21 protein-coding genes are annotated in these 25366 nt (G+C 72.1%); 9 read left to right on the top strand and 12 right to left on the bottom strand.

Features of this window, described 5'->3' with window-relative positions; translation table 11 throughout:
- Positions 1-247: 247 nt before the first annotated feature.
- The 4 genes from I8N67_RS33125 (at position 248) to I8N67_RS33110 (ending at position 3942) form a co-directional block, all read left to right on the top strand.
- Positions 248-550, top strand: coding sequence for a hypothetical protein (locus tag I8N67_RS33125; RefSeq protein WP_200307956.1), 303 nt, complete (start codon positions 248-250; stop codon positions 548-550).
- The gene (locus tag I8N67_RS33120) at positions 547-840 is read left to right on the top strand and encodes a hypothetical protein (RefSeq protein WP_200307955.1); all 294 of its coding nucleotides are present in this window, start codon (positions 547-549) and stop codon (positions 838-840) included. The genes I8N67_RS33125 and I8N67_RS33120 overlap by 4 nt, the downstream gene beginning before the upstream one ends.
- Before the next feature lie 150 nt (positions 841-990).
- On the top strand, positions 991-1917 hold the full coding sequence (locus tag I8N67_RS33115) for an ArsR/SmtB family transcription factor (protein WP_307835446.1): 927 nt from the start codon (positions 991-993) through the stop codon (positions 1915-1917).
- Between the two features lie 54 nt (positions 1918-1971).
- The gene (locus tag I8N67_RS33110) at positions 1972-3942 is read left to right on the top strand and encodes an SMI1/KNR4 family protein (protein ID WP_200307953.1); all 1971 of its coding nucleotides are present in this window, start codon (positions 1972-1974) and stop codon (positions 3940-3942) included.
- Between the two features lie 315 nt (positions 3943-4257).
- Here the strand turns inward: I8N67_RS33110 and I8N67_RS33105 are convergent, their stop codons facing one another.
- From I8N67_RS33105 to I8N67_RS33085, 5 genes are all read right to left on the bottom strand, one after another.
- On the bottom strand, positions 4258-6522 hold the full coding sequence (locus I8N67_RS33105) for an SWIM zinc finger family protein (RefSeq protein WP_372443858.1): 2265 nt from the start codon (positions 6520-6522) through the stop codon (positions 4258-4260).
- Positions 6519-9368, bottom strand: coding sequence for an SCO1167/SCO6262 family helicase (locus I8N67_RS33100; RefSeq protein ID WP_200307952.1), 2850 nt, complete (start codon positions 9366-9368; stop codon positions 6519-6521). Before I8N67_RS33100 ends, I8N67_RS33105 begins: the two co-directional genes overlap by 4 nt.
- A gap of 137 nt (positions 9369-9505) precedes the next feature.
- Positions 9506-10087, bottom strand: coding sequence for a sugar kinase (locus I8N67_RS33095; protein ID WP_200307951.1), 582 nt, complete (start codon positions 10085-10087; stop codon positions 9506-9508).
- The gene (locus I8N67_RS33090) at positions 10084-11229 is read right to left on the bottom strand and encodes an ROK family glucokinase (RefSeq protein ID WP_200307950.1); all 1146 of its coding nucleotides are present in this window, start codon (positions 11227-11229) and stop codon (positions 10084-10086) included. Before I8N67_RS33090 ends, I8N67_RS33095 begins: the two co-directional genes overlap by 4 nt.
- Positions 11230-11398: 169 nt before the next feature.
- Positions 11399-12136 carry a GntR family transcriptional regulator gene (locus I8N67_RS33085; protein WP_200307967.1) on the bottom strand — a complete coding sequence of 246 codons (738 nt, stop codon included), beginning with the start codon at positions 12134-12136 and terminating at the stop codon, positions 11399-11401.
- Positions 12137-12265: 129 nt separating this feature from the next.
- On the opposite strand from I8N67_RS33085, the gene I8N67_RS33080 reads away from it, so the two are divergent.
- Positions 12266-13276 (top strand): Gfo/Idh/MocA family protein, encoded by a 1011-nt coding sequence (locus I8N67_RS33080; RefSeq protein ID WP_200307949.1) that lies wholly within the window; start codon positions 12266-12268, stop codon positions 13274-13276.
- Between the two features lie 75 nt (positions 13277-13351).
- On the opposite strand, the gene I8N67_RS33075 is transcribed toward I8N67_RS33080, so the two are convergent.
- Entirely contained in the window at positions 13352-14023 is a 672-nt protein-coding gene (locus tag I8N67_RS33075; protein ID WP_200307948.1) for a response regulator transcription factor, read from the bottom strand.
- Between the two features lie 125 nt (positions 14024-14148).
- Here I8N67_RS33075 and I8N67_RS33070 point away from each other — a divergent pair, with 125 nt between their 5' ends.
- A complete protein-coding gene (locus tag I8N67_RS33070; protein WP_200307947.1) occupies positions 14149-15177 on the top strand; it encodes an aldo/keto reductase in 1029 nt (342 codons plus the stop codon).
- Between the two features lie 20 nt (positions 15178-15197).
- Here I8N67_RS33070 and I8N67_RS33065 read toward each other — a convergent pair whose 3' ends face one another.
- Together I8N67_RS33065 and I8N67_RS33060 are read right to left on the bottom strand one after the other, a co-directional pair.
- Positions 15198-16136, bottom strand: a complete 939-nt coding sequence (locus I8N67_RS33065; RefSeq protein WP_307835444.1) for a hypothetical protein — start codon at positions 16134-16136, stop codon at positions 15198-15200.
- A gap of 213 nt (positions 16137-16349) precedes the next feature.
- Positions 16350-17549, bottom strand: coding sequence for a sensor histidine kinase (locus I8N67_RS33060; RefSeq protein ID WP_200307946.1), 1200 nt, complete (start codon positions 17547-17549; stop codon positions 16350-16352).
- A gap of 78 nt (positions 17550-17627) precedes the next feature.
- On the opposite strand from I8N67_RS33060, the gene I8N67_RS33055 reads away from it, so the two are divergent.
- Positions 17628-18188 (top strand): TetR family transcriptional regulator, encoded by a 561-nt coding sequence (locus tag I8N67_RS33055; protein WP_200307945.1) that lies wholly within the window; start codon positions 17628-17630, stop codon positions 18186-18188.
- A gap of 114 nt (positions 18189-18302) precedes the next feature.
- On the opposite strand, the gene I8N67_RS33050 is transcribed toward I8N67_RS33055, so the two are convergent.
- From I8N67_RS33050 to allB, 3 genes are all read right to left on the bottom strand, one after another.
- Entirely contained in the window at positions 18303-18929 is a 627-nt protein-coding gene (locus I8N67_RS33050) for a dihydrofolate reductase family protein (protein ID WP_200307944.1), read from the bottom strand.
- A gap of 211 nt (positions 18930-19140) precedes the next feature.
- Positions 19141-20268 carry an allantoicase gene (alc, locus tag I8N67_RS33045; protein WP_200307943.1) on the bottom strand — a complete coding sequence of 376 codons (1128 nt, stop codon included), beginning with the start codon at positions 20266-20268 and terminating at the stop codon, positions 19141-19143.
- 51 nt (positions 20269-20319) lie between these two features.
- Entirely contained in the window at positions 20320-21657 is a 1338-nt protein-coding gene (gene allB / locus I8N67_RS33040; RefSeq protein ID WP_200307942.1) for an allantoinase AllB, read from the bottom strand.
- Between the two features lie 338 nt (positions 21658-21995).
- Between allB and I8N67_RS33035 the strand changes: the two genes are divergently transcribed.
- Entirely contained in the window at positions 21996-22793 is a 798-nt protein-coding gene (locus I8N67_RS33035) for an IclR family transcriptional regulator (protein ID WP_200307941.1), read from the top strand.
- Between the two features lie 801 nt (positions 22794-23594).
- Here I8N67_RS33035 and I8N67_RS33030 read toward each other — a convergent pair.
- A complete protein-coding gene (locus I8N67_RS33030; RefSeq protein ID WP_200307940.1) occupies positions 23595-23870 on the bottom strand; it encodes a DUF7848 domain-containing protein in 276 nt (91 codons plus the stop codon).
- Positions 23871-24618: 748 nt separating this feature from the next.
- Between I8N67_RS33030 and I8N67_RS33025 the strand changes: the two genes are divergently transcribed.
- Positions 24619-25365, top strand: coding sequence for a helix-turn-helix domain-containing protein (locus tag I8N67_RS33025; RefSeq protein WP_200307939.1), 747 nt, complete (start codon positions 24619-24621; stop codon positions 25363-25365).
- The last annotated feature ends 1 nt before the right edge of the window (position 25366 follow it).

Below are 25366 nucleotides of genomic sequence, written 5' to 3'. Positions count from 1 at the left end.
GAGCGGCGCAGCAACGGGGCCAGGGCCTCGGCCATGGCGATGCAGCGCGGGTCCTTGGCGTAGAAGGTCATCGGCGTCATCGTAGAACCGCCCGGGGGTGTGACCATTGCGCGCCCGTGCGGGTCGACGAGGACCTGGTACGTTCGCTGGAGACTTGAAGGGGCACCCGCCGTCCGCCGGCCGCTGCCCCTCTCTTCTTGCTCGAACGCCTTCGGCGGGAGCCAGCTCCGCTGGTAGCGTCGCTCGTATGGACCAGAACGGATCCCAGGTGCCGCCCTTCGCGCCGGAGGAATACGCGCGCGTCGCGGCGGCCGCCGGCATCGTCGGAAAGTCCACCGAAGACTTCGTCCGCGATGCGGCGCTCAAGGCTGCCGATGACCCGTTCCTCAAGGCCCTCGGCCGGACCCGCGACCGCGTCCCGCAGCTCGCCGAGGTCTTCGCGACACAGGACACCCGCGCCGCCGACACGAGCGCGGCCGCGTGGCCCGACCCTGCGCCCATGGGCAGCCGTGACCTGCACGATTTCCCGCAGCACGGTCACGCCGCGTGACCCGGTTCCTCATCCCGCAAGAGCTCCTGCAGATCGCGCAGACCCTCCCGGGCGACCCGGCTTGTCTCGACCGCAGTTCACGTTCGGACTCGACGTGGCCCGCTGCTACGACCCTGTGGCGCGAGGACGCCGCCGTCCTGGTGCACCTGCTCAGCCTGGCAGACCTCGCTCCCGAGGACCTCTCCCGCCGCCCCCTTGCCCGGGACATGGTCCAGGACCTGCAGCAGCGGGTACGCCCCACCTTCCGTCGCCAGGTCGACGCCCTCGCCGATCGCCTCCAGCTCGCCTGAGCACGGGAATCCATCCCTCCCCGCCGGCCAGAGCGGTTGACCGAAGCCGCTGCTGCGCCTCGGCGCCGGCGGCATCCAAGGTCGGGATTACGCATCCACTTCAGGCCGGAGGATCTTGTACGGACCAGGTTCGCGGCGGCTCCCGACCCCTTGTGGGAGATCGCCTGCAGCCTGCACCGCTTCCAGACGCAGAGCGGCCGTCGGGCCTACGCCGACTGGTACCGGGAGGCCCGTGTCGCCTTGGCCGACCACCGCCTCGGCACGGCTGTACGCGGACTGTTGACGCTCTTCCCCCGCGCGGCCTACTTTCCCGACTTCCTGACTCCGCCCGAGGCGGGGTCAGGACTGAAGGACGGACTCGCGGCGATCCTGGACACCCCGCCCGCCCGGGTCCGGCACGAGATCGGAAGAATGGCCCGGGCCACCGACGCCCCGTCAGCCCTCTTCGGCCTGGTGGACAAGGACGCCCGCGAAGAGCTGGTGCGCGTCCTACGGGCCTACGACAACACCGTCATGGCTCCGTACCGCGACCGTATGCAGGCCTGCGTCGACGCCGAACGCGGCCGGCTGGCCCGGGCGTTCCTCGACGGCGGAACCGACAGCATGCTCCGCAGCCTGCCACCGACCATGCGTTGGCGCCCTCCCGTCCTGGAGGTCGACTACTGCGAGACTCGCGACCTTCATCTCGACGGCCGCGGCCTGCTGTTCATCCCGTCGTACTTCTGCTGGCGCACGCCGGTCTCCCTCGCCGACCCCCGCCTGCCGCCGGTCCTCGTGTACCCCGTGAGCCGCGCGGATCCCCGGGCGTCGGCCGACCGGACCGACGCGCCCCTGACCGCGCTGCTCGGACGCACCCGTGCCGCCGTGCTGAGCGTCGTCGCGGGCGGCGCCACCAACTCGGAACTCGCCCGCGCCATCAGTGTCTCCCCCGCCACCACGACCCACCACACGACCGTGCTGCGCGACGCGGGCCTCATCGAGAGCCAGCGCCACGCCAACACCGTCCTCCACACCCTCACCCCGGCCGGTGCGGCCCTGCTCCGCCCCCACCGCGGCGGCCCCTCCCCGGTCGCCTAGAGAGGCCGTGCGCCGGGGACGGTGCTGTCAGTGGCGGGTGGCAGCATCAGACCCATGACGGACATCACGGCATTCGACTGGCGGTCCTTCCTGCTCAGGTGGAGCGGGGAGTGGGCGGATTCCCTGCCGGACGGCGAGACGCCGGGCGCGGACGACGAGGCCGCGCGGCGGGCGCGGTGGCTGGGGTTCCCGCCCGCGTCCGAGGTGCGGATGGCGGCCATGGAGGAGCGCCTCAGCATACGGATGCCCCCGTCGTACCGGGAGTTCCTCAAGGTCAGCGACGGGTGGCGGCACGCGGGCGGGTTCGTGTCGCTGCTGGCGGGGACCGACGACGCGCACTGGCACAACGACGAATCGGGACTCGCGGACATGTTCGAGGAGTACCTGGACGAGGACGCCGGCCCCGAGGAGCGGCGGGAGGTGGACATCTGGCGGCGCGGGCTGCAACTCGACGTCGAGTCCGACATCACCCACGTCCTCATGGACCCCGAAGATGTGGACGAGGACGGCGAGTGGGCCGTGTACACGTGGGCGAGCTGGCGGGCCGCGCCACCCGAGCGGCACGCCAACTTCCTCACGTTCATGCGGGAGATGTACCGGGAGTTCCACAGCCTGCGGGCGCACCGGAGCGACGGGGAGCCGGTGTTCGCCAACGACACGACGCGAAATCTGGACACCCTGGTGGAAGAGGCCCGGCTGGAGGCGCTGCGCGGCGGCTGGGAGCACGCCGGGAAGGCGCTGGACGAGGCCAAGGAGTACGGCCGACCGCGGGCCGCCGGGCTGGGCGACCAGATACGCCGCCTGCTCGGAGAGACCTACATGGTGTACTTCGAGGACCTGGTGACGGACCCGCGGTACGCGCCCGATCTGCTGCCACCGCTGGTCGCCGAGCACGCGGCGCACTCGTATCGGAACGACTCCACGCTGACGTTTCATCTGCGGGGCGCCAGCGACGACCTGGTGTCACTGGCTTACGCGACGCTGGATCAGGTGCGGAGCGGCACCTACCGGTACACGGCGGCCGGACCGTTCGGGGAGGCGGTCGAGCGGGCACGGGAGCTGGCGCGGTGGGGAGACACCGATGGGGCGTGGCGGACGCTGAGGGACGCCGCGCCCCTGTGGGAACCGCTGGGACCGGACCACCTGGCGCCGCTGGGCTGGGTGGCCGACCCCGTGCTCGGGCCGCTGCTGACCCCGGAGCGGGGCCGGGAGCTGCTGTCCACGCCGAGGGGCGGGCAGGCGGGAGAGGCACCGAGGCCGTCGGCCGGGCTCGACCCGGGCGGCCTGGTGTGGCTCGCGGAGCCTGACCCGGGCAACAACCGCACGTCCTACCGGTTCGTCCTGGTGGAGGAGGTGGAGCCGGAGGAGTTGCCCGGACGTCTCGGGGACGGCGAGGGGGACGGGGACGAGGACGGCATCGTGCTGAACGAACCCATGACCTTCTGGGAGGCGCGCCGCAGGTCGTCGCAGAACCAGAGGGAGTTCTCGTCCTACGACGACAGGGCTCTTGTGGCGGCCGGCCGCGCCGGCACCGGTTGGAGCTTCGCCTTCGACGGCGATCCCGCCCCGTTCGATCAGCGGCGGTTCGTCTCCCCGGCCGCGGCCGCCAGCGAGGGCACCCGTGCGGTGGTGGTGTGGAGCGGCCTGAGAACGTCGCACAGGGAGCCGTTCTTCCATCTTTCGGTGGCGCGAGACGGCGCCGAGCAGTACGCATTCACGTACGTGGACGGAGAGATCCGGCGGAGCGGGGAGATACCGAAGGCGCTGGATCCGAGCCGGTTCTTCGGCGCCCTGGCGGACGGGGCCGAAGTGGAACGGTCGCTGCTGGAAGCCGTGGCCGGGGAGTTCGGTGCGTCTCTGCCGCGTCATGCCCTCGTGAAGGGGCGGCTGCACACGTTCGCCACCCGTTCCTGGACGCGTCCGCCCAGGGACGGCGAGACGTACTCGGTGATCCGGCTGGATTGGGGAGACGCGCGCCCGGCGGACGGCCAGCGGACGGGAGAGGACGGGCCGGGGGGCAGGTAGAGCCCGGCCGGGCCGCGCGCATTCGGGCTTCGTCGTCTGTTGGACGCCTTTGGACCGTCTCAGATCCTCCAGAGCCTCACGCAGCACATGCGCGCCCGCCTCTTCTAGCCGGCCGGCAGAAGGCACCGACACCCGATCTCCGACCTGTCCGGTGACCGTACTGCTGGAGGTGCGGTCCGGCCGCAGGGCCTCGGCCGCGCCGCTCCAGGCGCACCTCGCCATGCGGGCGCCCCGGCCTGGTCCGGGTCGTTCGGCCGTCGCCGGGGGACGCGGTACACCCTTCCAACATTTCCCCGCGTGTGTCGCGCACGGCTCTCAGCGGTCGTCGGTGGCTCCGAGGCCGATCAGCGCGCCCACCGGGTCGAAGTCCGGTGTGCCCCTCGGCCACCAGTCCTCGTGGCCCGGTTCGGACTCGTAGGCGTACCAGAGGCTGTCGCGGCCGAGGCGGAGCTGGACGTGGCCGAGGGGGTGGGTGAGGTGGTTGTGCCTGGGGCGGAAAGCCGGGAGGTCGGCGGCGAGGAGCAGGGGGCGGGCACGGTCGAAGCGGCCGGCCGGCGGGTCCCAGGGTTCCTCCAGGACGGCGAGCCCTTCGAGGCCGCCCTGACGCCAGGCGGCGACCGCGCGGGCCAGGGTGCCCGGGGTGCGGCCGGTGGCGGCGGCCAGGGAGGAGTACAGGGCGCGGGTCGTGGCGGTGAGACCGGAGCCGGGGCGGGCGGCGGCGAGCCGTACGGCGTCCTGCCACAGCGTCAGTTCGGCCACCGGGTCGTGCCCGGTGGCGAGCAGCGCGTGCGCACGGGCCGCCGCGTCGGTGGCCAGCTGGTCCAGCACGAACGGATCCGGGCCGCCGGGCGCCCCCGGGTACACCGGCGGCTGCTCCGGGTGCGGAGGCGGGGGCAGCGGGGCGGGCAGCGGCGGGAGGGTGCGCGGGGCGAGGGCGTCGCGGGCCCGGACTCCCGGGAGCGGCGCGGGCCCCTGCTCCTGGGCGGCGCGGGCGGCCCTCGCCGCGTTGCGCCGCGACAGCGCGTCGAGCAGCTCCCGCTCGCCCCGGCCCCGCAGAAGCAGCAGCACGAAGGGGTCCTCGTCCAGCAGCCGTGCCATCTGGTAGCAGAGCGCGGCGGCGTGCTTGCAGGGGTGCCCGAAGTCCGGGCAGCTGCAACGGGGTTCGAGCTCCCCGGGGCCCGGCAACAGCCGCACGCCCGGTCCGGCGCCGACGCCGGGTCCCGGTCCCGGTCCGGCGAGGGCCTGTGGCATCTCCTTGTCCAGCAGCGCGGCGATGTGTCCCGGCTGCTCGGCCGCCGCGTCCAGGAAGCGGTCCCATTCGCCGTCGTCCAGCGTCCGCAGCCGGACCTGGACCCGGTACGGCCGTGGCCTGCTCCCGTGGACGTACGCCAGCACCAGCCCCGGCGTGACGGTGATCGCGTCCACGTTTCCCTTGTCGGCATACCCCCGCCCGCGCGCCAGCCGCGCCGCGTCCAGCGCGCCTTCTTCCAGCGCCGCCACCCACGCGTTGCCCCACCAACTCTCCGCGAACGCCTCCCCGGCCGAGGGACGCGTCGGGAAAGCCCGGAACGTACGCCGCAGTTCGCCGTCCCGGGAAGGGGCGGCCATGGTCCGGGGGACGCGGGGGGTTGCGGGGGCGTCGGGCCACTCGGGGGCGAGACCGGCAAGGGATTCGGGTTCGGGAGCAGGAACGGGAACGGAGGCGGGCTTCGGTGCGGGCTGCGGGCCGGAGCCAGGAGCAGGGCCAGGGCCAGGGCCAGGGCCAGGGCCAGGGCCAGGAGCAGGCTCGGGTCCGGGCTCGGGCTCGGGTACGGACTCGAGATCGGGTCCGGCATCGATGGCGTACCGCTCCGACGCGGCTTCCGCAGAGGCCGGTTCGCCACACGCGGTGTCCGCGCCCCCGACGTAGGTCCCGTCGGGTTCGGGCCCGTCGGAGGGCAGCTTGAAGGCGTCGGCGAGGAGTTCGCGTACGTCTCGGAGGCGGGTCGGGGGCGGGACCGCGGCTCGCCGTGCGGCTCGGTCCGCCTTGCGCGCGGCCTCGGCACGGCCGGCCTCGGCCTCCGCCTCGACTCGTGCCCGCTCCGCCGCGTCGCGCGCGGCCCGCAAGGCTTCCCGGGCGATGTCGCCGGGACGGGCGGCGGACCTGGCCTCCTCGTCCGACCGGCGACCGGGCCACGCACCGGGCACGGCGCCGGAATCGGGCTCCTCGTCCAGTCCGTGTTCTCGCGGCTCGGCGACAGCACGCTCCGTCACCCGCCCCCCGGGGAAACCCTCCGCCTCCGGCCCGACAACAGCCCCCTCCCCCGCAGCCTCCTCAGCTCCGGCCGCCCTGGACGCCGCCGCCCTCCGCAGCGCCTCCCGCGCCACGTCCCCCGGGCGAGCGGCCGCCGCCCGGCCCCTCCCAGCCACACCGGCACCCGGACCGGGCTGGTCATCGGCCTCCGCCCCGTACCTGTCCCGTTCCCGCGCGGCCCGCAGCGCCCGGCGGGCCTCATCGGCGGGCCGGGGCGCCGCACCGGAGTCCGGCTCAGCCGCCGCCTCGGGCGACTCCCTCTTCACGGCGTCCTCTTGCGCGCTCACGCCGACCTCCGCAACGAGACCAGGTCGCCCAGCTCCCGGTCCGTCAGCTCGGTGAGTGCCGCTTCGCCGGAGCCGAGGATGGCGTCGGAGAGGGCCCGCTTGGCTTCGAGCATCTCGGCGATACGGTCCTCGATGGTGCCCTCGGTGATGAGGCGGTGGACCTGGACGGGCTGGGTCTGGCCGATGCGGTAGGCACGGTCGGTGGCCTGTTCCTCGACGGCGGGGTTCCACCAGCGGTCGAAGTGCACGACATGGCCGGCGCGGGTGAGGTTCAGGCCGGTGCCGGCGGCCTTGAGGGACAGGACCAGGACCGGTGTCGCCCCACTCTGGAAGCGGTCCACCATGTCTTCACGGTCCTTGACCGGCGTACCGCCGTGCAGCAGTTCTACCGGGACCGCGCGGGCGGCGAGGTGCGCGGTGATCAGACGGGCCATGCCGACGTACTGGGTGAAGACCAGGGCGGAGCCGTCCTCGGAGAGCAAGGTGTCCAACAGCTCGTCCAGCAGGGCCAGTTTGCCGGAGCGGGCGGCGAGGCGGTCGCCGGCGGCGGCTCCGGCGTCCTCCTTCAGATACAGCGCCGGGTGGTCGCAGATCTGCTTCAGGGCGCCCAGCAGTTTCAGGACCAGGCCCCGGCGGGCGATGCCCTCCGCCGTCTCGATGGCCAGCAGCGACTCGCGGACGACGGCCTCGTACAGGGCGGCCTGTTCGCGGGTGAGGGGGACGGGGTGGTCGGTCTCGGTCTTGGGCGGGAGTTCGGGGACGATGCCCGGGTCGGACTTCTTGCGGCGGAGCAGGAAGGGGCGGACCAGACGGGCGAGGCGGGTGACCGCCTCCGCGTCCTCGCCGTTCTCCACGGCGCGGGCGTGGCGGGCGCGGAAGGACTTCAGGGGGCCGAGGAGCCCCGGGGTCGTCCAGTCGAGCAGGGCCCAGAGCTCGGAGAGGTTGTTCTCGACGGGGGTGCCGGTGAGGGCCACGCGCGCGGGCGTCGGGATGGTGCGCAGGGCCTTGGCCGTGGCCGAGTAGGGGTTCTTGACGTGCTGGGCCTCGTCGGCGACGACCATCCCCCACTCCTGCTGGGCCAGGTGCGGGGCCGCCGAGCGCATGGTGCCGTAGGTGGTGAGGACGAAGCCGCCGCCGTCGGAGCCCTGTAGGCCCTCCAGGGTGCGGTCGGGGCCGTGGAAGCGGCGTACGGCGACGCCGGGGGCGAAACGGGTGATCTCCCGCTGCCAGTTGCCCAGCAGGGAGGCGGGGCAGACGACGAGGGTCGGCTCGGGGCGGGCCCGGCGCAGGTGCAGGGCGATGACCGTGATCGTCTTGCCGAGGCCCATGTCGTCGGCGAGGCAGCCGCCGAGACCGAGGGAGGTCATGAGGTCCAGCCAGGCCAGGCCCCGGAGTTGGTAGTCGCGGAGGGTGGCCGCCAGGCCCGGCGGGGGGTCGACCGGGCCGATGCCCGCCGTCAGGCGGTCCCGCAGGTCTGCCAGCGCCCCGACCGGTACCGCCTCCACCGTCTCGCCGTCGACCTCGGCGGTGCCGGCGAGTGCCATGGACAGGGCGTCCACCGGGTCCAGCAGGCCCAGTTCGCGTTTGCGGGCCTTGCGGACGAGGGCCGGGTCGACGAGGACCCACTGGTCACGGAGGCGGACGATCGGGCGGTGGGCCTCGGCGAGGGTGTCCATCTCGGCCTCGGTGAGCGGGTCGCCGCCGATCGCCAACTGCCAGCGGAAGCGCAGCAGTTCCTCGCCCTCGAAGAAGCCGGTGCCGTCCGTGGCGGAGCCGGGCGCCGGGCGTACCTCGGCGCGGGCGCTCAGGTCCTGGGCCAGGTCGCGGGGCCAGTGCACGGCGACGCCGGCCGCGCCGAGCCGGGTGGCGGCGACGCCCAGCAGGTCGGACAGCTCGTCCTCGGAGAGGGCGAGGACATCGGGCACGTCCTGCTCGGAGAGCCGGTCGAGGGGCGGCCAGACGCGGGCCGCGCGGCGTACGGCGAGGGCGGCGTCCACCTGTGTGCGGGGCCCGAACGCGGCGTCCGCGGCGCCCGCCCACAGCGCCGTCGCGTCGACGACGAGGGTGGGGTCGGCGAGGCTGTGCACCTGGACGACGGCCGCGCCCGCCCGCGGCGCGCCTTCGGTGTCCTCGAAGAGGTCGAACGCCGACAGGTCCAGGCGCAGCGAGATCCGTACGCCCGCGTCCATGCCCGCGGCGACCTCCGCCGCCCAGTCGCGGGCGCCCGGCATTCGCTGCCCGGCGCTCGCCGCGAACGGTTTCCCGGAGACGTACGGCGCCGCCGGGCCGCGCGGCAGTGTGTCGGCGACCGCGTCCAGGAAGGACCGCACGAGGGCTTCCGGCTCGGGCAGCCGCAGCGTGCCCTTGCCGGGCAGCGGCACGGCGTGGCCCTCGTACGGCAGGGCGGCGGCGACGGCCCTGAGGTGCGCGATGTCGTCCTGGTCGAGCGGTCCCGCCCGCCAGGCGTCGTATCCGTCGGCGGTCAGTCCGGGCAGCAGGCGTCCTCGGGCGACGAGCCGCAGCGCCTGCAGGGTGGCCGCGCCCCAGCAGGCCGTGGCGGGGTGGGCGGCCGGGTCGCGCCGGGCGCGGGCGAGCAGGGCCAGGGCTTCACCGACCGGCAGGGACATGGCGGGGACGGTGCCTCTGCGGACTCCGGAGCCGTGCCGTCGTACGACCGTGAGGTCCTCGGTGGCTCCCGGCGGCGGCTGTCCGTCCTGCGGGTCCCAGAACGCGAACCGGCCGTGGCGGGGCAGGGGTCCGGGGAGGAAGACCGCGGCCAGCCGGACGGGGACGGCCGTCCGCGCGGGAACGGCCGTGTCGGCCTCGGGAACAGTCCTGTCCCGCATATGTCCGGTCACCTCCCGCCCTTCGGTCGGATGAGCCGTCGCCGGCTCTGATCAGCTGTCTCCGACTCTACGGGCGGGGTCTGACAATCGGCCCCGACGGCCTCGCGCGGGCCCATCCGGACTGATGTTTCACCTGGTCAGGGCACAGTCCGCGACACCACGTACACCATCGGATGGTCCGGGTTTGACCGGTTCACGACGATGTCGTGGGTGGGTGCGGGGTTCTTCTGGTCCTTGACGAGGCCGTACCAGGGGCCGGGGCCGGTGAAGTCCCAGCCGACGATCCCCCGGTCTCGGGCGTTGATGGCGCTCTCGTCCGGCTCCAGGTCGTCGGTGCGGGCGCCGATCTGGTCGAGGAAGCGCTCCAGGCCCTCGTTGCTCGTATAGAACTGCACGTACAGGCGGCTGGTCTTCCAGTTGTTCGTCTCGTAGTACGCGACGTGCTTGGAGTACGGCGGGATCGGCACCTGGTAGAGGCGCTGCTGGACCCGGGAGGGCCAGTGCGCGGTGAGACCGGTCGCCGAGTACTTCTCCTCCTTGTCCTTGCCGCTGTCGCGGCTCTGGTTGGCGGAGATGACCAGGTAGCCGGCGGGTACGCCGATGAGCAGCACGATGATCGACAGGGTGATCGCCCGGCGGCGGATCGTACGGCGGCGGTTCTCGGCGGGCCGCTCGGGCTCCTCCGGGGAGGAGCCCTGATGCGGCACCGAGGGGGTCACGCGGAGTCCTGGGTGGTGCGGCGGGCCTCCACGTACCGCGCGTAACGCTCGTAGCGCTCCACCCGGCGCCGGTTGGCGCGGCGGAAGCGGCGGGCGACGAGTCTGGCGAGGTCGGCGGCGCCCACCATGCCGGCCTCGGGCCCCAGCTGGGCGCGGGCGATCCGGGCCTCGGGGCGGTAACCGCGGCCGGTGAGATGGCGGCGGAAGGCCTCGCGGGCCGGGCCGATCAGCAGGTCGTCGGCGGCTGAGACACCGCCGCCGATGACGAAGCAGGACGGGTCGAGGGCGGCGGCCAGGTTGGCGATGCCCACGCCGAGCCACTGGCCGATGTCCTGGAGCAGCTCGATGCACATCGCGTCGCCCTCACGGGCCAGCTCGGTGATCATCGGCCCAGTGATGTCGGCGATGTTCCCCTTGACGTGCTCGATGATCCCGTACGCCACCGGGGAGTCGGCCGCCGCGAGTTCGCGGGCCTCCCTGACCAGGGCGTTTCCGGAGCTGTACTGCTCCCAGCAGCCGCGGTTGCCGCACGGGCAGCGGTGGCCACTCGGCACGACCTGCATATGGCCGAACTCGCCCGCGACGCCGAACTTGCCGCGCTTGACCTGGCCGTCCTCAAGGATCGCGCCGCCGATGCCGGTGCCGAGCGTGATCATGACCAGGTGGTCCTCGTCGCGGCCGGCGCCGAAGCGCCACTCGGCCCAGGCGGCGGCGTTCGCGTCGTTGTCGACGAGGACGGGCACGGCGAGGCGGCCGGCGAGGCGGTCGCGCAGCGGCTCGTTGCGCCAGGACAGGTGGGGGGCGAACAGGACGCGGTTGCGCTCCGCGTCGACCCAGCCGGCGGCGCCGATGCCGACGGCGTGCACGTCGTGCCGGTCGGAGAGGTCGAGGACCAGCTCCGTGATGGTGTCCTCGACGACCTGGGGGCTCTTGGACTTGTCCGGGGTCTCCGTGCGGAGCTTCTCCAGGATGTTGCCGTCGGCGTCGACGACGCCCGCCATCACCTTCGTGCCGCCGATGTCGATACCGACGGTGGGGACGCGGGGGGCCGTCAGGTGGGAGCGGCGTTCGCGCGTTCCCACGGTCCGCAGGACGGTGGCCCGCGCGGAGCCGCGGTGGGTGAAGTCGCGGTAAGTGCTCATCGCGCCGATTCTGCCTTAGCGCTTCGCTTGGTGCGCCGTTGGGGCGGGCGGTGCCATCGGGTGTCTTTTCGGGTGCGGGTGAGCGGGGGCTTGTCGCGCCCATGCGGCGGAGCCGCATATCGGCACAGCCCCACGCCCCTCAAAGGCAAAAGCGGTGGCGCCCTCTTGCTCAGGAGCGGACCAGGAGTTGGAAATCGAAGGAGTAGCGGGACGCGCGGTAGATGTGGGTGCCGTATTCGACCGCTCTGCCCGTGTCGTCGAACGTGGTGCGTTGCATGGTCAGGAGTGGGGCGTTCTCCGGTTCGCCGAGACGGTCCGCCTCGTCCGGGGTGGCCGTTCTCGCGCCGATGGTCTGGCGGGCGCTGTGGAGGGTGATGCCGGCGGCGCGCATCAGGCGGTACAGGCCCGTCGCCTCCAGCTGGGGGGCGTCGAGGTCGAGGAGGTCGGCGGGGAGGTAGTTGCAGAGGTAGGCCATGGGTTCGCCATGGGCCAGACGGAGTCGCTCGATGCGGTGGACTTCGCCGCCCTCGGCGACGGCGAGGGCGGCGGCGACCTCGGCGGAGGCGGCGACGGTGGTGTTGAGGAGGACCCGGGTGGCCGGGCGCTGGCCCGCGGCCTCCAGGTCGTCGTAGAGGCTGCTGAGTTCCAGAGGGCGTTTGACCTGGCTGTGGACGACCTGGGTGCCCACGCCCCGGCGGCGTACGAGCAGGCCCTTGTCGACGAGGGACTGGATGGCCTGGCGGACGGTCGGGCGGGACAGACCGAGGCGGGCGGCCAGTTCGATCTCGTTGCCCAGCAGACTGCCCGGGGTCAGCTCACCGTGCTCGATCGCGGCCTCCAGCTGCTGGGACAGCTGGAAGTAGAGCGGGACCGGGCTGCTGCGGTCCACGCTGAGCTGGAGCGTCACGGTCGGAGCCACTTCTGGTTTCGGCACGGGCCGAGCGTAGCCCCGGTGCCTGATGACGGGAAGTTGCATGGTTCGGTTGTCCGGACAAACCATTGACACAGTGGCGGGTGCGACCCCACTTTGTTTCCCATGCGCATCGGACTCATCGGCGCGGGCCGCATCGGTACGTTTCACGCGACCACGCTCAGCCGCCATCGTGATGTCGGCTCCCTGATCATCACGGACGTCGACCCGACTCGGGCCCATGACCTCGCGGATCGCCTCGGCGAGACGGTGGCGCCGGGCGTGGACGAGATCTTCACCTGGGGGGTGGACGCCGTGGTCATAACGGCCGCGACCTCGGCCCACGGCGAACTGATCGGTCGGGCAGCACGCTCGGGGCTGCCCGTGTTCTGCGAGAAACCCGTCGCCGTGGATCTGCCGGGCACCTTAAGCGCGCTGGCCGAGGTCGACGCGGCCGGGACCGTGCTGCAGATGGGCTTCCAGCGCCGCTTCGACACCGGCTACGTCACCGCGCGGGAGGCGGTCCGCTCGGGGCGGCTCGGGCGGCTGCACACCGTGCGGGCGCTGACCGCCGATCAGACGCCGCCGCCGGCGGAGTACCTGCCGGTGTCCGGGGGCATCTACCGGGACTGCCTGATCCATGACTTCGACATGGTGCGGTGGGTGACGGGGCGCGAGGTCGCCACCGTGTACGCCACCGGGTCGGACGCCGGGCATCCGATGTTCCGGGAGGCGCGCGACGTCGACACGGCGGCCGCGGTGCTCACCCTGGAGGACGGGACGCTCGTCACGGCGACCGCGGCGCGGGTGAACGGCGCCGGGTACGACGTGCGCATGGAGCTGGCCGGCGAGCTGGACACCGTGGTGGTCGGGCTGGACGACCGTACGCCGGTCGCGTCCACGGAGTCGGCCGGGCCGCCGCCCGCGGACAAGCCGTGGACCGGTTTCCTGGAGCGCTTCGCCGCGGCGTACGAGGCCGAGATCGCCGCGTTCGTCGAGGTGGTGCGCGGGGAGCGGGCCAACCCCTGTGACGGCCGCGAGGCCCTGCTGGCCCTCCGGATCGCCGAGGCGTGCGAGCTGTCCCGGCGGGAGCACCGGGCGGTGAACCTGGGGGAGATTCCGGGGGGCCGGGACTGAGAGGGTGTCCGCGGGATCGTCGTGGCTTGTCGCGCGGTTCCCCGCGCCCCTGAAGGCCTCGGACTCAGGGGGTTCCTACGCTCCGTCCTCCTCCAGCAGGCCCGCGTCGTATGTCAGCAGGGCGATCTGTACGCGGTTGTTGAGGTCGAGTTCGGTGAGGATGCGGGAAACGTGGGTCTTGACCGTGGAGACGCTCATGAAGAGTTCGGCGGCGATCTCGGCGTTGGCGGCGCCCCGGCCGACGGCGGCGGCGACCTCGCGTTCGCGGTCGTTGAGGGCGGCGATCCGGGCGCGGGCCTTCGTGCGGCGGGTGTCGGGGGCGCCGGCGGCGGTGTGGGCCATGAGCTGGCGGGTGACGGCGGGCGAGAGGACGGGGTCGCCGGCCGCGACCCGCCGTACCGCCTCGACGATCTCGGCGGGCGGGGTGTCCTTGAGGACGAATCCGGCGGCGCCGGCGCGCAGGGCGCGCACCACCTGCTCGTCGGCGTGGAAGGTGGTGAGGACGACGACCTGGGGCGCGTCCGGGCGGGCGCGGAGCCGCTCGGTGGCGGAGAGGCCGTCGACGATCGGCATCCGGATGTCCATGAGGACGACGTCCGGGCGCGTACGGTCGACGAGCGCCGCCACCTCGTCGCCGTCGGCGGCCTCGCCCACGATCTCGATGTCGTCGGCGCCGCCCAGCATGAAGGACAGCCCGGCGCGCACGAGGGGGTCGTCGTCGACGAGGAGCAGTCGGATCGGGGTCATCGGCCCACCGTTCGGATGTCGGTCATGGGTCACTACCGTAGTGACGCGCCCCCCGGACCGCCGCGTTGTCGTGCGCCGACCCGTTAGTGTCGGCCGGTACGGCAGTCAACTGACGGAGGTTTTGGGTGCGTTACCGACTCCTGGGCCGGACCGGGCTCCGCGTCTCCGAGCTGTTCCTCGGCGCCATGACGTTCGGGGAGCAGGGCGGGGTGGGGGCGCCCCGGGAGGAGTGCGCGCGGATCCTCGACGTGTACGCGGAGGCCGGCGGCAATGTGATCGACACGGCGGTCAACTACCGGGGCGGGGAGAGCGAGCGCATCGTCGGTGAGCTGCTCAAGGGGCGGCGCGACCGGTTCGTGCTGTCCACCAAGTACACCGTCTCGCGGGACGGTTCCGACCCCAACGCGGCGGGCAACCATCGCAAGAACCTCGCGCTGTCCCTGGAGACGAGCCTGCGGCGCCTGGGCACCGACTACGTCGACATCTACTGGGTGCACATCTGGGACCGGAACACCCCGGTCGAGGAGACCATGCGCGCCCTCGACGACGCCGTACGGTCCGGGAAGGTCCTGTACGTCGGCATCTCGGACGCCCCGGCCTGGGTGGTCTCGCGCGCCAACACGCTCGCGGAATGGCGGGGTTGGTCCCCGCTGTCGGCGCTCCAGGTGCCGTACAGCCTGCTCAACCGGGACATCGAGCGGGAGTTGCTGCCGATGGCGGAGGCGTTCGGTATGTCGATCGCGGCCTGGAGCCCCCTGCAGAACGGCGTCCTGTCCGGCAAGTACACCCGCCCGGGCGGGGTGGCGCCGGGGACGGCGACCCGGCTGTCCGCCGAGGCGATCGGGGAGCGGGAGCGCGCGGTGGCGGAGGCCGTGCAGTCCGCCGCCGACGAACTCGGCGCCACCCCGGCGCAGGTGGCCATCGCCTGGACCATGGCCCACTCCCCCGCCGTGCACCCGATCCTGGGCGCCCGCCGGGTCGAGCAGCTGATGGACAACCTCGGCGCGGCCCGGCTCGTGCTGCCCGAGGAGGTGCTGGCCCGGCTGGAGGAGACCACCGACTTCCGTCTCGGCTTCCCCGGCGACTTCATCGACGAGGCGTCGGCGTGGGTGTACGGGTCGGCGGGGCAGCGCGTGGTGCCGCGGTCGGCCTGACCGGCGGGGAGGGCCGTTCCTCAGCCGCGCAGCCGTACGCCGTAGCGGGTGCGCAGGCGGCGTACCTCCCACCACGCGACGACCGTGACCGAGGCCGGGCCGCCGACGAGAGCGGCGAGCTGGACGAGCGGTGGGCCCGGCGGCGGCCCGCCCGTGGCGAGGCCGATGGCGGCGAACTCCCACACCAGGGCGCCGGTGAGCAGCGCCGGGAGCGCCGCGTGCACATCGGCGGTGTTGAAGGCGCTGCGCACGGCGGGCCCGGTGGCGAAGACGATGAAGAGCAGCACCCAGAGCAGCGGCACGAGGAGGACGAACGGCCCCCAGAGGCCCACGTCCTCCCCCATGTACGTGTGCGCGTAGTAGATCGCCCCGCCGAGGAGCGGCACCGTCGTGAAGGCGCCGACGTACCACAGTGCCGACTTCCCGGCGGTGCGCAGATGCGGGCGCATGGCGCGTCGCGCGGCCGGTGACGACAGGCGGAAGAGGGCCGCGACGACGACGGGCGCGCTGAGGAGCAGCAGCCAGGGGGTGATGGTCAGCCGCATCATGAACTGCTGCTGCGCCTGGTCCACGTCCTCGGGCTTGCCGTACGCCGCCAGGATCAGCAGGGACATCACGGTGGCCGTCCACGCCCGCGTCCGCTGCACCCGTGCCACCCCGTCGTCGGCGAGGCGGCGGTGGCCGCCCGAGGGGAAGATCCGCCGGGCCGGGCGGCGGGCGGACCGGGCCAGCGGGTAGCCCACCAGCAGGCCGACCACCATCGGCCAGGCGCACATCACGGCCATCGCCCACAGACAGCCGTGCAGCCGGAGCCCGCTCAGGAACTCCCTCAGCGGCGGCCACTCGTCCCCCCGCATCCGCCGCAGCAGGCCGGGCGGCGGATGCGGAGCGTACGGGTAAGCGGGGTACGGGTAGGGGGCGTTGGGGTTGTACGGGGGCGGGCCGGGCTGGGGCGGCACGTACGGGCCCGGGGGTGGAGGGTACGGTCCTCCGTTCGGCGGCCGGGGTGGCTGGTACGGATTGTGTCCCCCGAAACTCACGCTGCGGTCCCTCCCGAGGCACCCGGTGCCGAACGGCTCGTACGCGTCGTACGCGTCGTACGAGTCCTACACGTCAACTGGCAATTATGGAGGACGAGATGGCGTCGCGCACACCGATGCCCGGGTTCAGCCTCAGGGCAGCCAGGCCCACACCCCGAAGCCGCCGTCCTGCTCCGGCCCGTGGTCCAGGCGGCCGCCGGCCAGCGTGGCGCGTTCGGTCAGGCCGATGAGTCCCTGGCCGGAACCGGGGACGGGCGGGACCTCTCCGGGTGGCGCGGGGTTGCGTACGGAGACGGTGAGGCCGTCGCCCGGGGCGCCGGAGACGGTGACGGTGACCTCGGCGCCGGGGGCGTGCTTGCGGGCGTTGGTCAGGCACTCCTGGGCGATGCGGTAGGCGGTGCGGCCGACGGAGGCGGGGACGGCGGAGCGGTCGGTGACGCGGTTGTCGAGGACGACCTTCATGCCGGCCTCGCGGGACTCGGAGACCAGGCCGTCGAGTGCGGCGAGGGTCGGCTGGGGGCGGCCCGGGTCGTCGGGTTCGCCCGCGCGCAGCACGCCGATGATCTCCCGCAGATCCTGCAGGGCCTCGTGCGCGCTCTCCCGGATGACGCCCGCCGCGCGGGCGATCTCGGCCCGGGGCGCGTCCGGACGGAACTCCAGTGCGCCCGCGTGCACGCTCAGCAGGGTCAGACGGTGGGCGAGCACGTCGTGCATCTCCCGCGCGATGGCCTCCCGGGCGAGCCGTTGCGCCTGCTCGGCCCGGAGCGCCGCCTCCGTCTCGGCCCGCCGGGCGCGGTCCCGGAAGCTCAGCATGAGCTGCCGCTTGGAGCGCACGAACATGCCCCAGCCGACGATGGAGACGGTGAGGAGCGCGGCGAGGAAGACCGCCCAGGGGTAGCTGACGTCGGGGTCGGGCCGCAGCCGGAAGAACAGCGGCGTCAGCGCGGCGGAGACACCGCCCACCCAGGCCACGTACCGGAAGGGCCGGTGCACGGCGAGGGTGAAAAGGGCCACCAGGCCGGCGCCGCCCGCCGTGTTGGAGACGAAGCAGACCGGGACCATCGCCACGGCGAGGCCGACCGGCCGGCGCCGGCGCAGCCAGACCGCGGCGCAGGCGAGTGCGCCCAGCACCTGGTCGAGGACGACGAAGGCCCGCGGGAGGTCGGGTTCGCTCCTGACCGTCTCCACGCCCAGCAGCCCGATGAACACGGCCAGCAGGAAGCAGGTGAAGTCGACGACCCAGTCGCGCACGGTCCGCCTGGGCAGCCTCCGGGACCGCCCGGACCCTCCTTCGTCGGGGTCGTGGTCGGGGTCGAGCACGGCCGACGGCAACAGCCAGCTCCGACCCGGGAAACTCCACGAGCACTGCCCCCCCAATCCCCGGCAAGACCGCCCGGCCTGCGTGAGCGCATGCGGGCGACGGTTCGGGAAGAAGTGGTCGCGGTGGCGCTCCGGCTCTTCTCCGCCCAGGGCTTCGACCGGACGACCGTCGACCAGATCGCCGCGGAGGCGGGGTTGTCCCGCGCCAGCCTGTTCCGGTACTTCGGGACAAAGGAAGACATGGTGCTGGTCGGCCTGGAGGACAGTGGCCGCCACATCGCGGAAGCCCTCGCCGCCCGTCCGGACGAGGAACGGCCCTGGGTGGCACTGCGCCGGGCGTTCGACGCTCTGCTGCGGCAGAACGAGGAAGCGCCCGAGCAGACGCTCAGCTATGTGCGCATGCTCCAGCAGACCCCGTCGCTACGCGCTCGGCACCACGAGAAGCAGCTGCAGTGGCAGGAGCTGCTGGTACCGGAGGTCGCCAGGCGACTCGCGACCAGTCCTGACCTGCCGGAGGACCCCAGGCCGAGTGCGCTGGTCGCGGCCGCCATCGCCTGCCTGGAGGTGGCCACCACGGGGTGGGTGGCCTGCGACGGTGCTGTTCCCATCGACGTGCTGCTCGATCGCGCGATGGACGCGCTGACGGAGTAGACCGCCCGCTCCTGGCAGCCGTCCACGACGCCGAGCACAGACATCCCGCCACGATCTGTTTCCAGCCATGTCTACGGACACGGCACCGTCGACCGCGGGCCGGCCCGCCGCGGGTCAGGCGTTCTCCGGCAGCTCGTAGGTGCCGTACTCGGGGCGCCCGACGCGTTCGTACGTCTGGATCGAGACGCCGGTGCTCGTGATGCTGCCCCCGGCGTGGCGGAACGCGGTCGGGAGAGCGCCCTCGGCGAAGAGGCGCCGGCCGGCGCCGAGGACGACCGGGAACGTCAGCAGGTGCACGGTGTCGACCAGGTCGAGGGCGAGCAGCGACTGGGCGAGGGCCCCGCTGCCGTGGACCTGGACCTCGCCGCCGGTCCGCCCCTTGAGGGCGGTGACCTCCTTGGCGAGGTCGCCGGAGAGCACGGTCGTGCCGCTCCACCCGGGGTTCGTGATCGTGTGCGAAGCGACGTACTTGGGCAGGGAGTTGAGCTTGCCCGCGACCGGGTCGGCGGGGTCGGTGACCTTCGGCCAGTGGGCGGCGAAGATCTCGTACGTCCTGCGGCCCAGCAGGAAGGCTTCGACGCGGGAGAAGACTCCGTCGATGAACCGTCCGAAGTCCTCGTCCCCGTACGGGACGCTCCAGCCGCCGTGCTCGAAGCCGTCACGGCGGTCCTCGTTGGGGCCGCCGGGGGCCTGGTGGACGCCGTCGAGGGTGACGAAGGAGGTGAGGGAGAGCTTGCCCATGGCGGATGCCTGCTTTCGTGCTCCGGGGTGGGGTCTGTTGTCATCAGTGCAGACCTCATGGGGAGCCGCAACTCATCGGTCGGGGGCGCGGGGGAGGCGTCGACGTCCGTTCGCCGCCGGCGGGTGGGTGGCTGGCGTGGCCGACGTGCGTGAGTACGTGCGGGAGCGTCCGGGCTTGTCGCGCGGTTCCCCACCGCCCCTTGTGGGGGCGTCAGCCGCCTACCTCCTGGTGGCGGGCCGCCAGGCGGGTCTTGCCCTCCGCTGTCAGGGAGCCGTGCAGGCGGAGGCGGGAGATGCCGCCGTCGGGGTAGATGTCGACGCGGGCGTGGGTGGCCGTTGCCGGGGTCGGGAGGACGAAGCGGTGGGTGGTGTCGGGCTGGAGGCGGGTGCGGGGGAGGATCTCCTGCCAGTCGCCGTCGTCGCCGTCGCGGACGGAGACGGTGGCCCAGCCGGCCGCGTTGCCCTTGAGGTAGGCCGTGTCGATCTCCAGGGCGCGGATCTCGCACTGGGCGGCGAGGCGGTAGCGGATCCAGTCGTTGCCCTGGTCGCGGCGGCGGCGGGTCTCCCAGCACTCGTGCATGACGCGGGCGCGGCCGGGCTGGATGGTGTTGGTGGCGGGTGAGTAGAAGAGGTTGGAGGCGTCCTCCGCCTGCCCGCCGTTCTCCAGGGCGACCACGTCGAAGGTGCCGAGGGCGGCCAGCCAGGCCGGGTCCGGGACGACCTCGCCGTACACGCGCAGGCGGGCGATGCCGCCGTCGGGGTGCTGGTTCACGCGGATGTGGGTGAAGCGCTGCTCGACGGAGACGGCGAAGCCGTTCGCCGCGTGGCCGCCGACCTGGGTGCGCGGGACGAGGGTCGTCCACTTCACGTCGTCGGCGAGCAGCTCGTCCGGCGACGGGGTGCCGGCCACCGAGGTGCCCTCGACGGAGACCGCCTGCGGGTAGTTGCCGCGGAAGTGGGCCGTGTCGACGACGATGCCCCGGACCACGCCGGGCGCGCCGAGGCGGACCAGCGCCCAGTCGTGGTCGTCGGCCGTCGGCCACGGGTGGTCGGCCAAGGCGCCCCGGCGCCGCCTGGTCTCCCAGCCGTCCATGATCTTGCCCTTGTGCCCGAAGTGCTCGGGGTCGAACTCGGCGCGCTCGGGCACCAGCAGGTTCTCGCGCTGGGCGAAGAACTCGTCGTTGGCGGCGACGACACCGGCGCCGAGCCTGCGGTCGGCGAGGTCGGCGTACTGGGTGAAGGGGAAGTCGGCGGTGCGGTAGTCGGCGTACGGGTCACCGCCGCCGTACGGGTTCGCGTCGCCGGTAAAGGTCGCCGACGAGGGGTTCTGCGCCGTCACGATGATCAGGTCTGCCTTTCGGTGGTCGGCCGCCGCGGGTGCGGGGTGCGGTCAGCCGGTGCGGGTGAGGAGTCGCCCCTTCGGTTCGGTGAACTCGCCGTCCAGGGCGATGCGTTCGCCGCGCAGCCAGGTGGACTTGACCACGCCGTACAGCGTCTTTCCCGCGTACGCGGTGACGCGGTTGCGGTGCTGGAGTGCGGCCGGGTCGACGGTGAAGGTCTCGTCGGGGGCGAGGACTGCGAAGTCGGCGTCGCGGCCCGCCTCGATGGCGCCCTTGCGGTCCAGCCCCACCAGAGCCGCCGTGCGCGAGGACATCCAGCGGACCACGTCCTCCAGGCCGTGGCCGCGCCCGCGGGCCTCGGTCCAGACCGCGGCGAGGCTGAGTTGCAGGCCGGAGATGCCGCCCCAGGCGGTGGCGAAGTCGTCGGTCTTCAGGTCGGCGGTCGACGGGGAGTGGTCGGTGACCACGCAGTCGATCGTGCCGTCGGCGAGGGCCTGCCAGAGGAGGTCCTGGTTGGCGGACTCGCGAATCGGGGGGCAGCACTTGAACTCGCTTGCGCCGTCCGGGACTTCCTCGGCGGTGAGGGTGAGGTAGTGCGGGCAGGTCTCGACGGTGACGCGGACGCCGTTCCGCTTGGCCTCGGCTATCAGCCCCAGCGCGTCGCTGGACGACAGGTGCAGGACGTGGACGCGTGCGTCGAGCCGTGCGGCCTGGGCGATGAGGGCCGCGATCGCGGTGTCCTCGGCGCCGCGCGGGCGTGAGGCGAGGAAGTCGGCGTACTTGGGGCCGCCCCGCTGCGGGGCCGCGTCGAGGTGGTGCGGGTCCTCGGCGTGCACGATGAGCAGTCCGCCGAAGCCGGCGATCTCGGTCAGGGAGCGGGCGAGCCCGTCCTGTTCGAGGTGCGGGAACTCCTCCACGCCGGACGGCGACAGGAACGCCTTGAAGCCGAAGACCCCGGCGTCGTGCAGCGGCCGCAGGTCCTTGACGTTGTCGGGCAGCGCGCCGCCCCAGAAGCCGACGTCGATGTGGGCCTTGTCGGCGGCGACCTCCCGCTTCGTGCGGAGGTGGTCGACCGTGGTGGTGGGCGGCAGGGAGTTGAGGGGCATGTCGACGAGGGTGGTGATCCCGCCGGCCGCCGCGGCGCGGGTGGCGGTCCAGAAGCCCTCCCAGTGGGTGCGGCCCGGGTCGTTCACATGCACATGGGTGTCGACGAGGCCGGGCAGCAGGGCGTGGTCGCCGAAGTCCTCCAGGCGGGCGCCGGGCGGTACGTCGGCGTCGTACGGGAGTACGGCCGTGATCGTGCCGTCCGCGACGGCGACCGCGGCGGGGCGCGTCCCCTCGGGCGTGACGACCCGCGTCGAGCGCACCACCAGTTCAGCCTCGGACACCGGGACCCCTCTCGCCGTACCACCGTTCACTTCCGCGTAACGGTATTTACTTCCGCGTAACGGAATTCAACGTTCTGTTGAAGGAGTTTTCACCCCCACTCCCGCCCCGTCAAGGGGCACACCTCTCCAGGCCCTTCCACTCTGCACCCGACGCGTCCACTCTGGATGTTTTCACAAGACGGAATTAAAATTCCACCGATCAGAACGTAGTAACGCAGAAGCGAGCAGTCAACGAACTGCCCGGTAGGCTGCGTCTTCGCCCGCCCGTCACCCGCCACCGCCCTGTTCGAGGCCCTGCGGGCCGCACCTTCTGATCCTGACCCGAAAGGACCGCACCCGTGCCGACGTCCAGCGCCAGCGCCACCGACTCCACCAAGTCGTCCTCCGGTGGCGTCCAGTCCCTTGAGCGCGCCTTCGATCTGCTGGAGCGGATGGCGGACGCGGGCGGTGAGGTCGGCCTCAGCGAGTTGTCCGCGAGCAGCGGGCTGCCCCTGCCGACCATCCACCGGCTGATGCGGACGCTGGTCGTCTGCGGCTACGTCCGCCAGCAGCCCAACCGCCGGTACGCCCTCGGCCCGCGCCTGATCCGTCTCGGCGAGTCGGCCTCCCGCCTGCTGGGCACCTGGGCACGCCCCTACCTCGCCCGCCTCGTCGAGGAAACCGGCGAGACGGCGAACATGGCGCTCCTCGACGGCGACGAGATCGTGTACGTCGCCCAGGTGCCGTCCAAGCACTCCATGCGTATGTTCACCGAGGTGGGCCGCCGCGTCCTGCCCCACTCCACCGGCGTCGGCAAGGCTCTCCTCGCCGGCTTCCCGCCCGACGAGGTACGCGCCCTCCTGACCCGCACGGGCATGCCCGCCGCCACCGACAAGACCATCACCACCCCCGACGCCTTCCTCGCCGCCCTCGACGACGTACGCACCCACGGCTACGCGGTCGACGACAACGAACAGGAGATCGGCGTCCGCTGCCTGGCCGTCTCCGTCCCCAACTCCCCCACCGCCGCGGCCATCTCCATCTCGGGCCCAGCAGGCCGAGTGACGGAGACGGCAACCGAGCGCATCGTCCCGGTCCTGCAACAGGTGGCGGCGGAACTCTCGGAGGCCCTGGCGACATCAGGAGCGACCGCATAGACGGCCGCAGGCCGTCCAGGGGCGCGGGGAACTGCGCGATCAACCACGAAGCACCCGCACCCGCGCACGCACAGAACCTCCCGAGCCATTAGGCGCCGAGGGGGGTCGAAGGGCGGCGCGCCTTGCTAGGGGTGGGTAGGGCTTGACCTGCGGAAACGATGGCTTCGGGCTCGGCTTCGGGGCTCTCGAACCGTTGCGGAGCCGTGACCAAGGTAAGTGCTGCTACGCGTTCGGTTCCTTACGTCGGATAGGCCGCATCTGGCCAACCGCTATAAGCACCAACCCGGTCAGCATGAGCGCGTTCATGCTGAAGAATCGGACTTCCCAAGATGGGACCGGCAGCACGCCGAAATAGAACAGCCCTTGCAGTACACAAGAGGTCCCCACCAAGAGTGCTCCAGTCCCGTAGACGCGGGGGTGCCTGACGTGGCGACGCGCCCACGGCAACGTCCACCCCGTACGTATCGAAGCCACACCCAGGGCGAAGATCAGCAGGCCCAGGAACATACCGATTCCAACGACCCATTTCATAGGTCTTCCTCCGGACAGAGAGCGGGGCGCCCCGACCGGGACACATGCATGATCACAGCACTCGTTGCGGGCAGCAATGCCGGACTCCGGCAACCATCCGTGAGCTTCACGGCGGTGCCACAGCAAGAGGCCCCCAACTGCCGCCCTTGCTCGCGCAGTTGGGGGCGCTCCCCCGTCCCGTCGGGGGAAGCGGGACGGGTGCCTAGCGTTGCTGCCCTTGCGCCTCGCGGCGCCCCGGAAGCGGCAGCCATCGGGGATGGCGCTAGCGCGCTAGATGCCCTGGGCTGCGTCGCTCTCGGCGTAGGGATTGCCCTCGCTCGGCGTGACTCGCCAGAAGGTCTCTGCCGTCGCCTTGAACTGACGATGCGTCGGATTCAAGCCCGTGTGCTTCAGAGCCCAGACCTCAACTGGCAAGCGCTCATTGTCAGTTGGCCGTGCTTGCGCCCCGCACGTGATGCACTCGGCGGAGTAGATGCCCCGCGTTGCGCCCTGGGCGGTTTCCGGGCCGAGCGTCCACTCAGCCGCTTTGATGATTGAGCGCGTCACCGTGTCCCCCTGCTACGTCGGTTTGCTTCGGCCACCAGTGCGCGGAGCCTGCTTTCCCGCTGGTCGCTGCTCTTGTGGCGCGGACAACGGCACGGCGGATATGAGCTGGAGAAATCCGGCACGCTCGACGGCTTCACGGTGTGCTCGGCGCGTACGAGGGTCCGGGCGCCTGTCTGCGGATCGATCCGGTACACAGCAATGGTCATCACCGGGCATTCCCCCAGGGGGCATCCTGGGCGCCTGTCCGGTGCGTCTGCGAGGTGCCGCCCAGCGGCCCGACGTAGGGCCGGACCATGGCGCCCGTGTGCTCCCACGGGTCGGGCGTGAACCACTCGGCGCGCGGCTGCGGCTGCCGTGCCCCGCCCTGGGCGTGCCTGTCCCTGCGGCGCCTGCGCGCGGTGACCAGCCATGCGCCCCACACCTCCGGCGAGGGCCGATTGCGGGGCGCCTGGGGCGCTGCGGGGGGCATAGCGGTGCGGCTGTGTTTGCCGGGGGTGCGTCGCCGGAATGCGGCTCTCACTCGTTCGAGCGTTCGTGATAGGTAGGACACCGTCAGCGCTCCTCTGAAGCGTTGGCCATGCCCCCGGCCGTTCCAGCGGCGCGGGGGTCTCTTGTGTCTGGCCATGCTGCCGACCCATGGGGGACGTCCTTGCCCTGATGGGGCGACAGTTGGGAGGTCTCGGCGGTAGCCTCGAAGAACGCCCAAACGTCCCAGGGGGAAGCCTTGAATACGGCGTTAAGATCAGCTATGGAGACGGCCGGTTTGTCGCCACGCCAACTCGCCGCCCGTGTGGGCGTTTCCGGCAAAACCGTTGAACGATGGGTTGCAGACGCAGACCTCATCCCGCATGCCAGAAACCGCGAAGACGCCTGCGGGGCGTTGGGAGTTGACGAAGAAATGATCTGGCCGAAAGCGGTAAAGGATCGAATCAAGACCGGCGGCGACCGTGAGATCATCCGCTCCTACCCGTACCGGTCCGCCTGCCCTTCAACACTGTGGGGCGAGTTGATTGCCGACGCGACGGAAGACCTATTCTTCGCCGGATACACAAACTATTTCCTTTGGCTTGACCAGCCTGCATTCGTTTCAACTCTCCGTCGCAAGCTGGACAACGGATGCCGAGTGCGTTTCCTCCTCGGCGACCCCGACGGAGAGGTGACACGCAACCGGGAAACGATCGAAGACGTGGCGCTATCAGTGTCCACGCGTATTCGGATCACTCTTGAACATCTCGGCAAACTGGGAGCGCATGCGGGCCTTGAAACCCGCTTCTCTGCTCCCGACGATGCCGTAAACCATGTCTCCCTGTCGGTGTTCCGATTCGACAATGAAGCGCTTGTCACTCCACATCTCGCGAGGCTGGTCGGGCATGATTCCCCAATGCTGCACCTGCGCAAGCACGACAGCGGCGGAATGTTCGACCGTTTTTCCGAGCATGCCGAAGAACTGTGGGCCAGAGGCGTACAGGTGAATCTGACGCCCGCAGCACCATAGT

Origin of the sequence: Streptomyces adelaidensis (assembly GCF_016598475.1) — a bacterium.
Classification (GTDB): Bacteria; Actinomycetota; Actinomycetes; order Streptomycetales; family Streptomycetaceae; genus Streptomyces; species Streptomyces adelaidensis.
Note: the sequence above shows the minus strand (reverse complement) of the source record. Positions and strands in the feature narration are given on the sequence as shown.

Bases quoted from the DNA above. Each gene is read 5' to 3' on its own strand.
- I8N67_RS33050 (WP_200307944.1), bottom strand. From the start codon at position 18,929: ATGGGCAAGCTCTCCCTCACCTCCTTCGTCACCCTCGACGGCGTCCAC.
- I8N67_RS33110 (WP_200307953.1), top strand. From the start codon at position 1,972: ATGACGGACATCACGGCATTCGACTGGCGGTCCTTCCTGCTCAGGTGG.
- I8N67_RS33080 (WP_200307949.1), top strand. From the start codon at position 12,266: ATGCGCATCGGACTCATCGGCGCGGGCCGCATCGGTACGTTTCACGCG.
- I8N67_RS33055 (WP_200307945.1), top strand. From the start codon at position 17,628: ATGCGGGCGACGGTTCGGGAAGAAGTGGTCGCGGTGGCGCTCCGGCTC.
- I8N67_RS33075 (WP_200307948.1), bottom strand. From the start codon at position 14,023: ATGACCCCGATCCGACTGCTCCTCGTCGACGACGACCCCCTCGTGCGC.
- I8N67_RS33025 (WP_200307939.1), top strand. From the start codon at position 24,619: ATGGAGACGGCCGGTTTGTCGCCACGCCAACTCGCCGCCCGTGTGGGC.
- I8N67_RS33100 (WP_200307952.1), bottom strand. From the start codon at position 9,368: ATGCGGGACAGGACTGTTCCCGAGGCCGACACGGCCGTTCCCGCGCGG.
- I8N67_RS33090 (WP_200307950.1), bottom strand. From the start codon at position 11,229: ATGAGCACTTACCGCGACTTCACCCACCGCGGCTCCGCGCGGGCCACC.
- I8N67_RS33125 (WP_200307956.1), top strand. From the start codon at position 248: ATGGACCAGAACGGATCCCAGGTGCCGCCCTTCGCGCCGGAGGAATAC.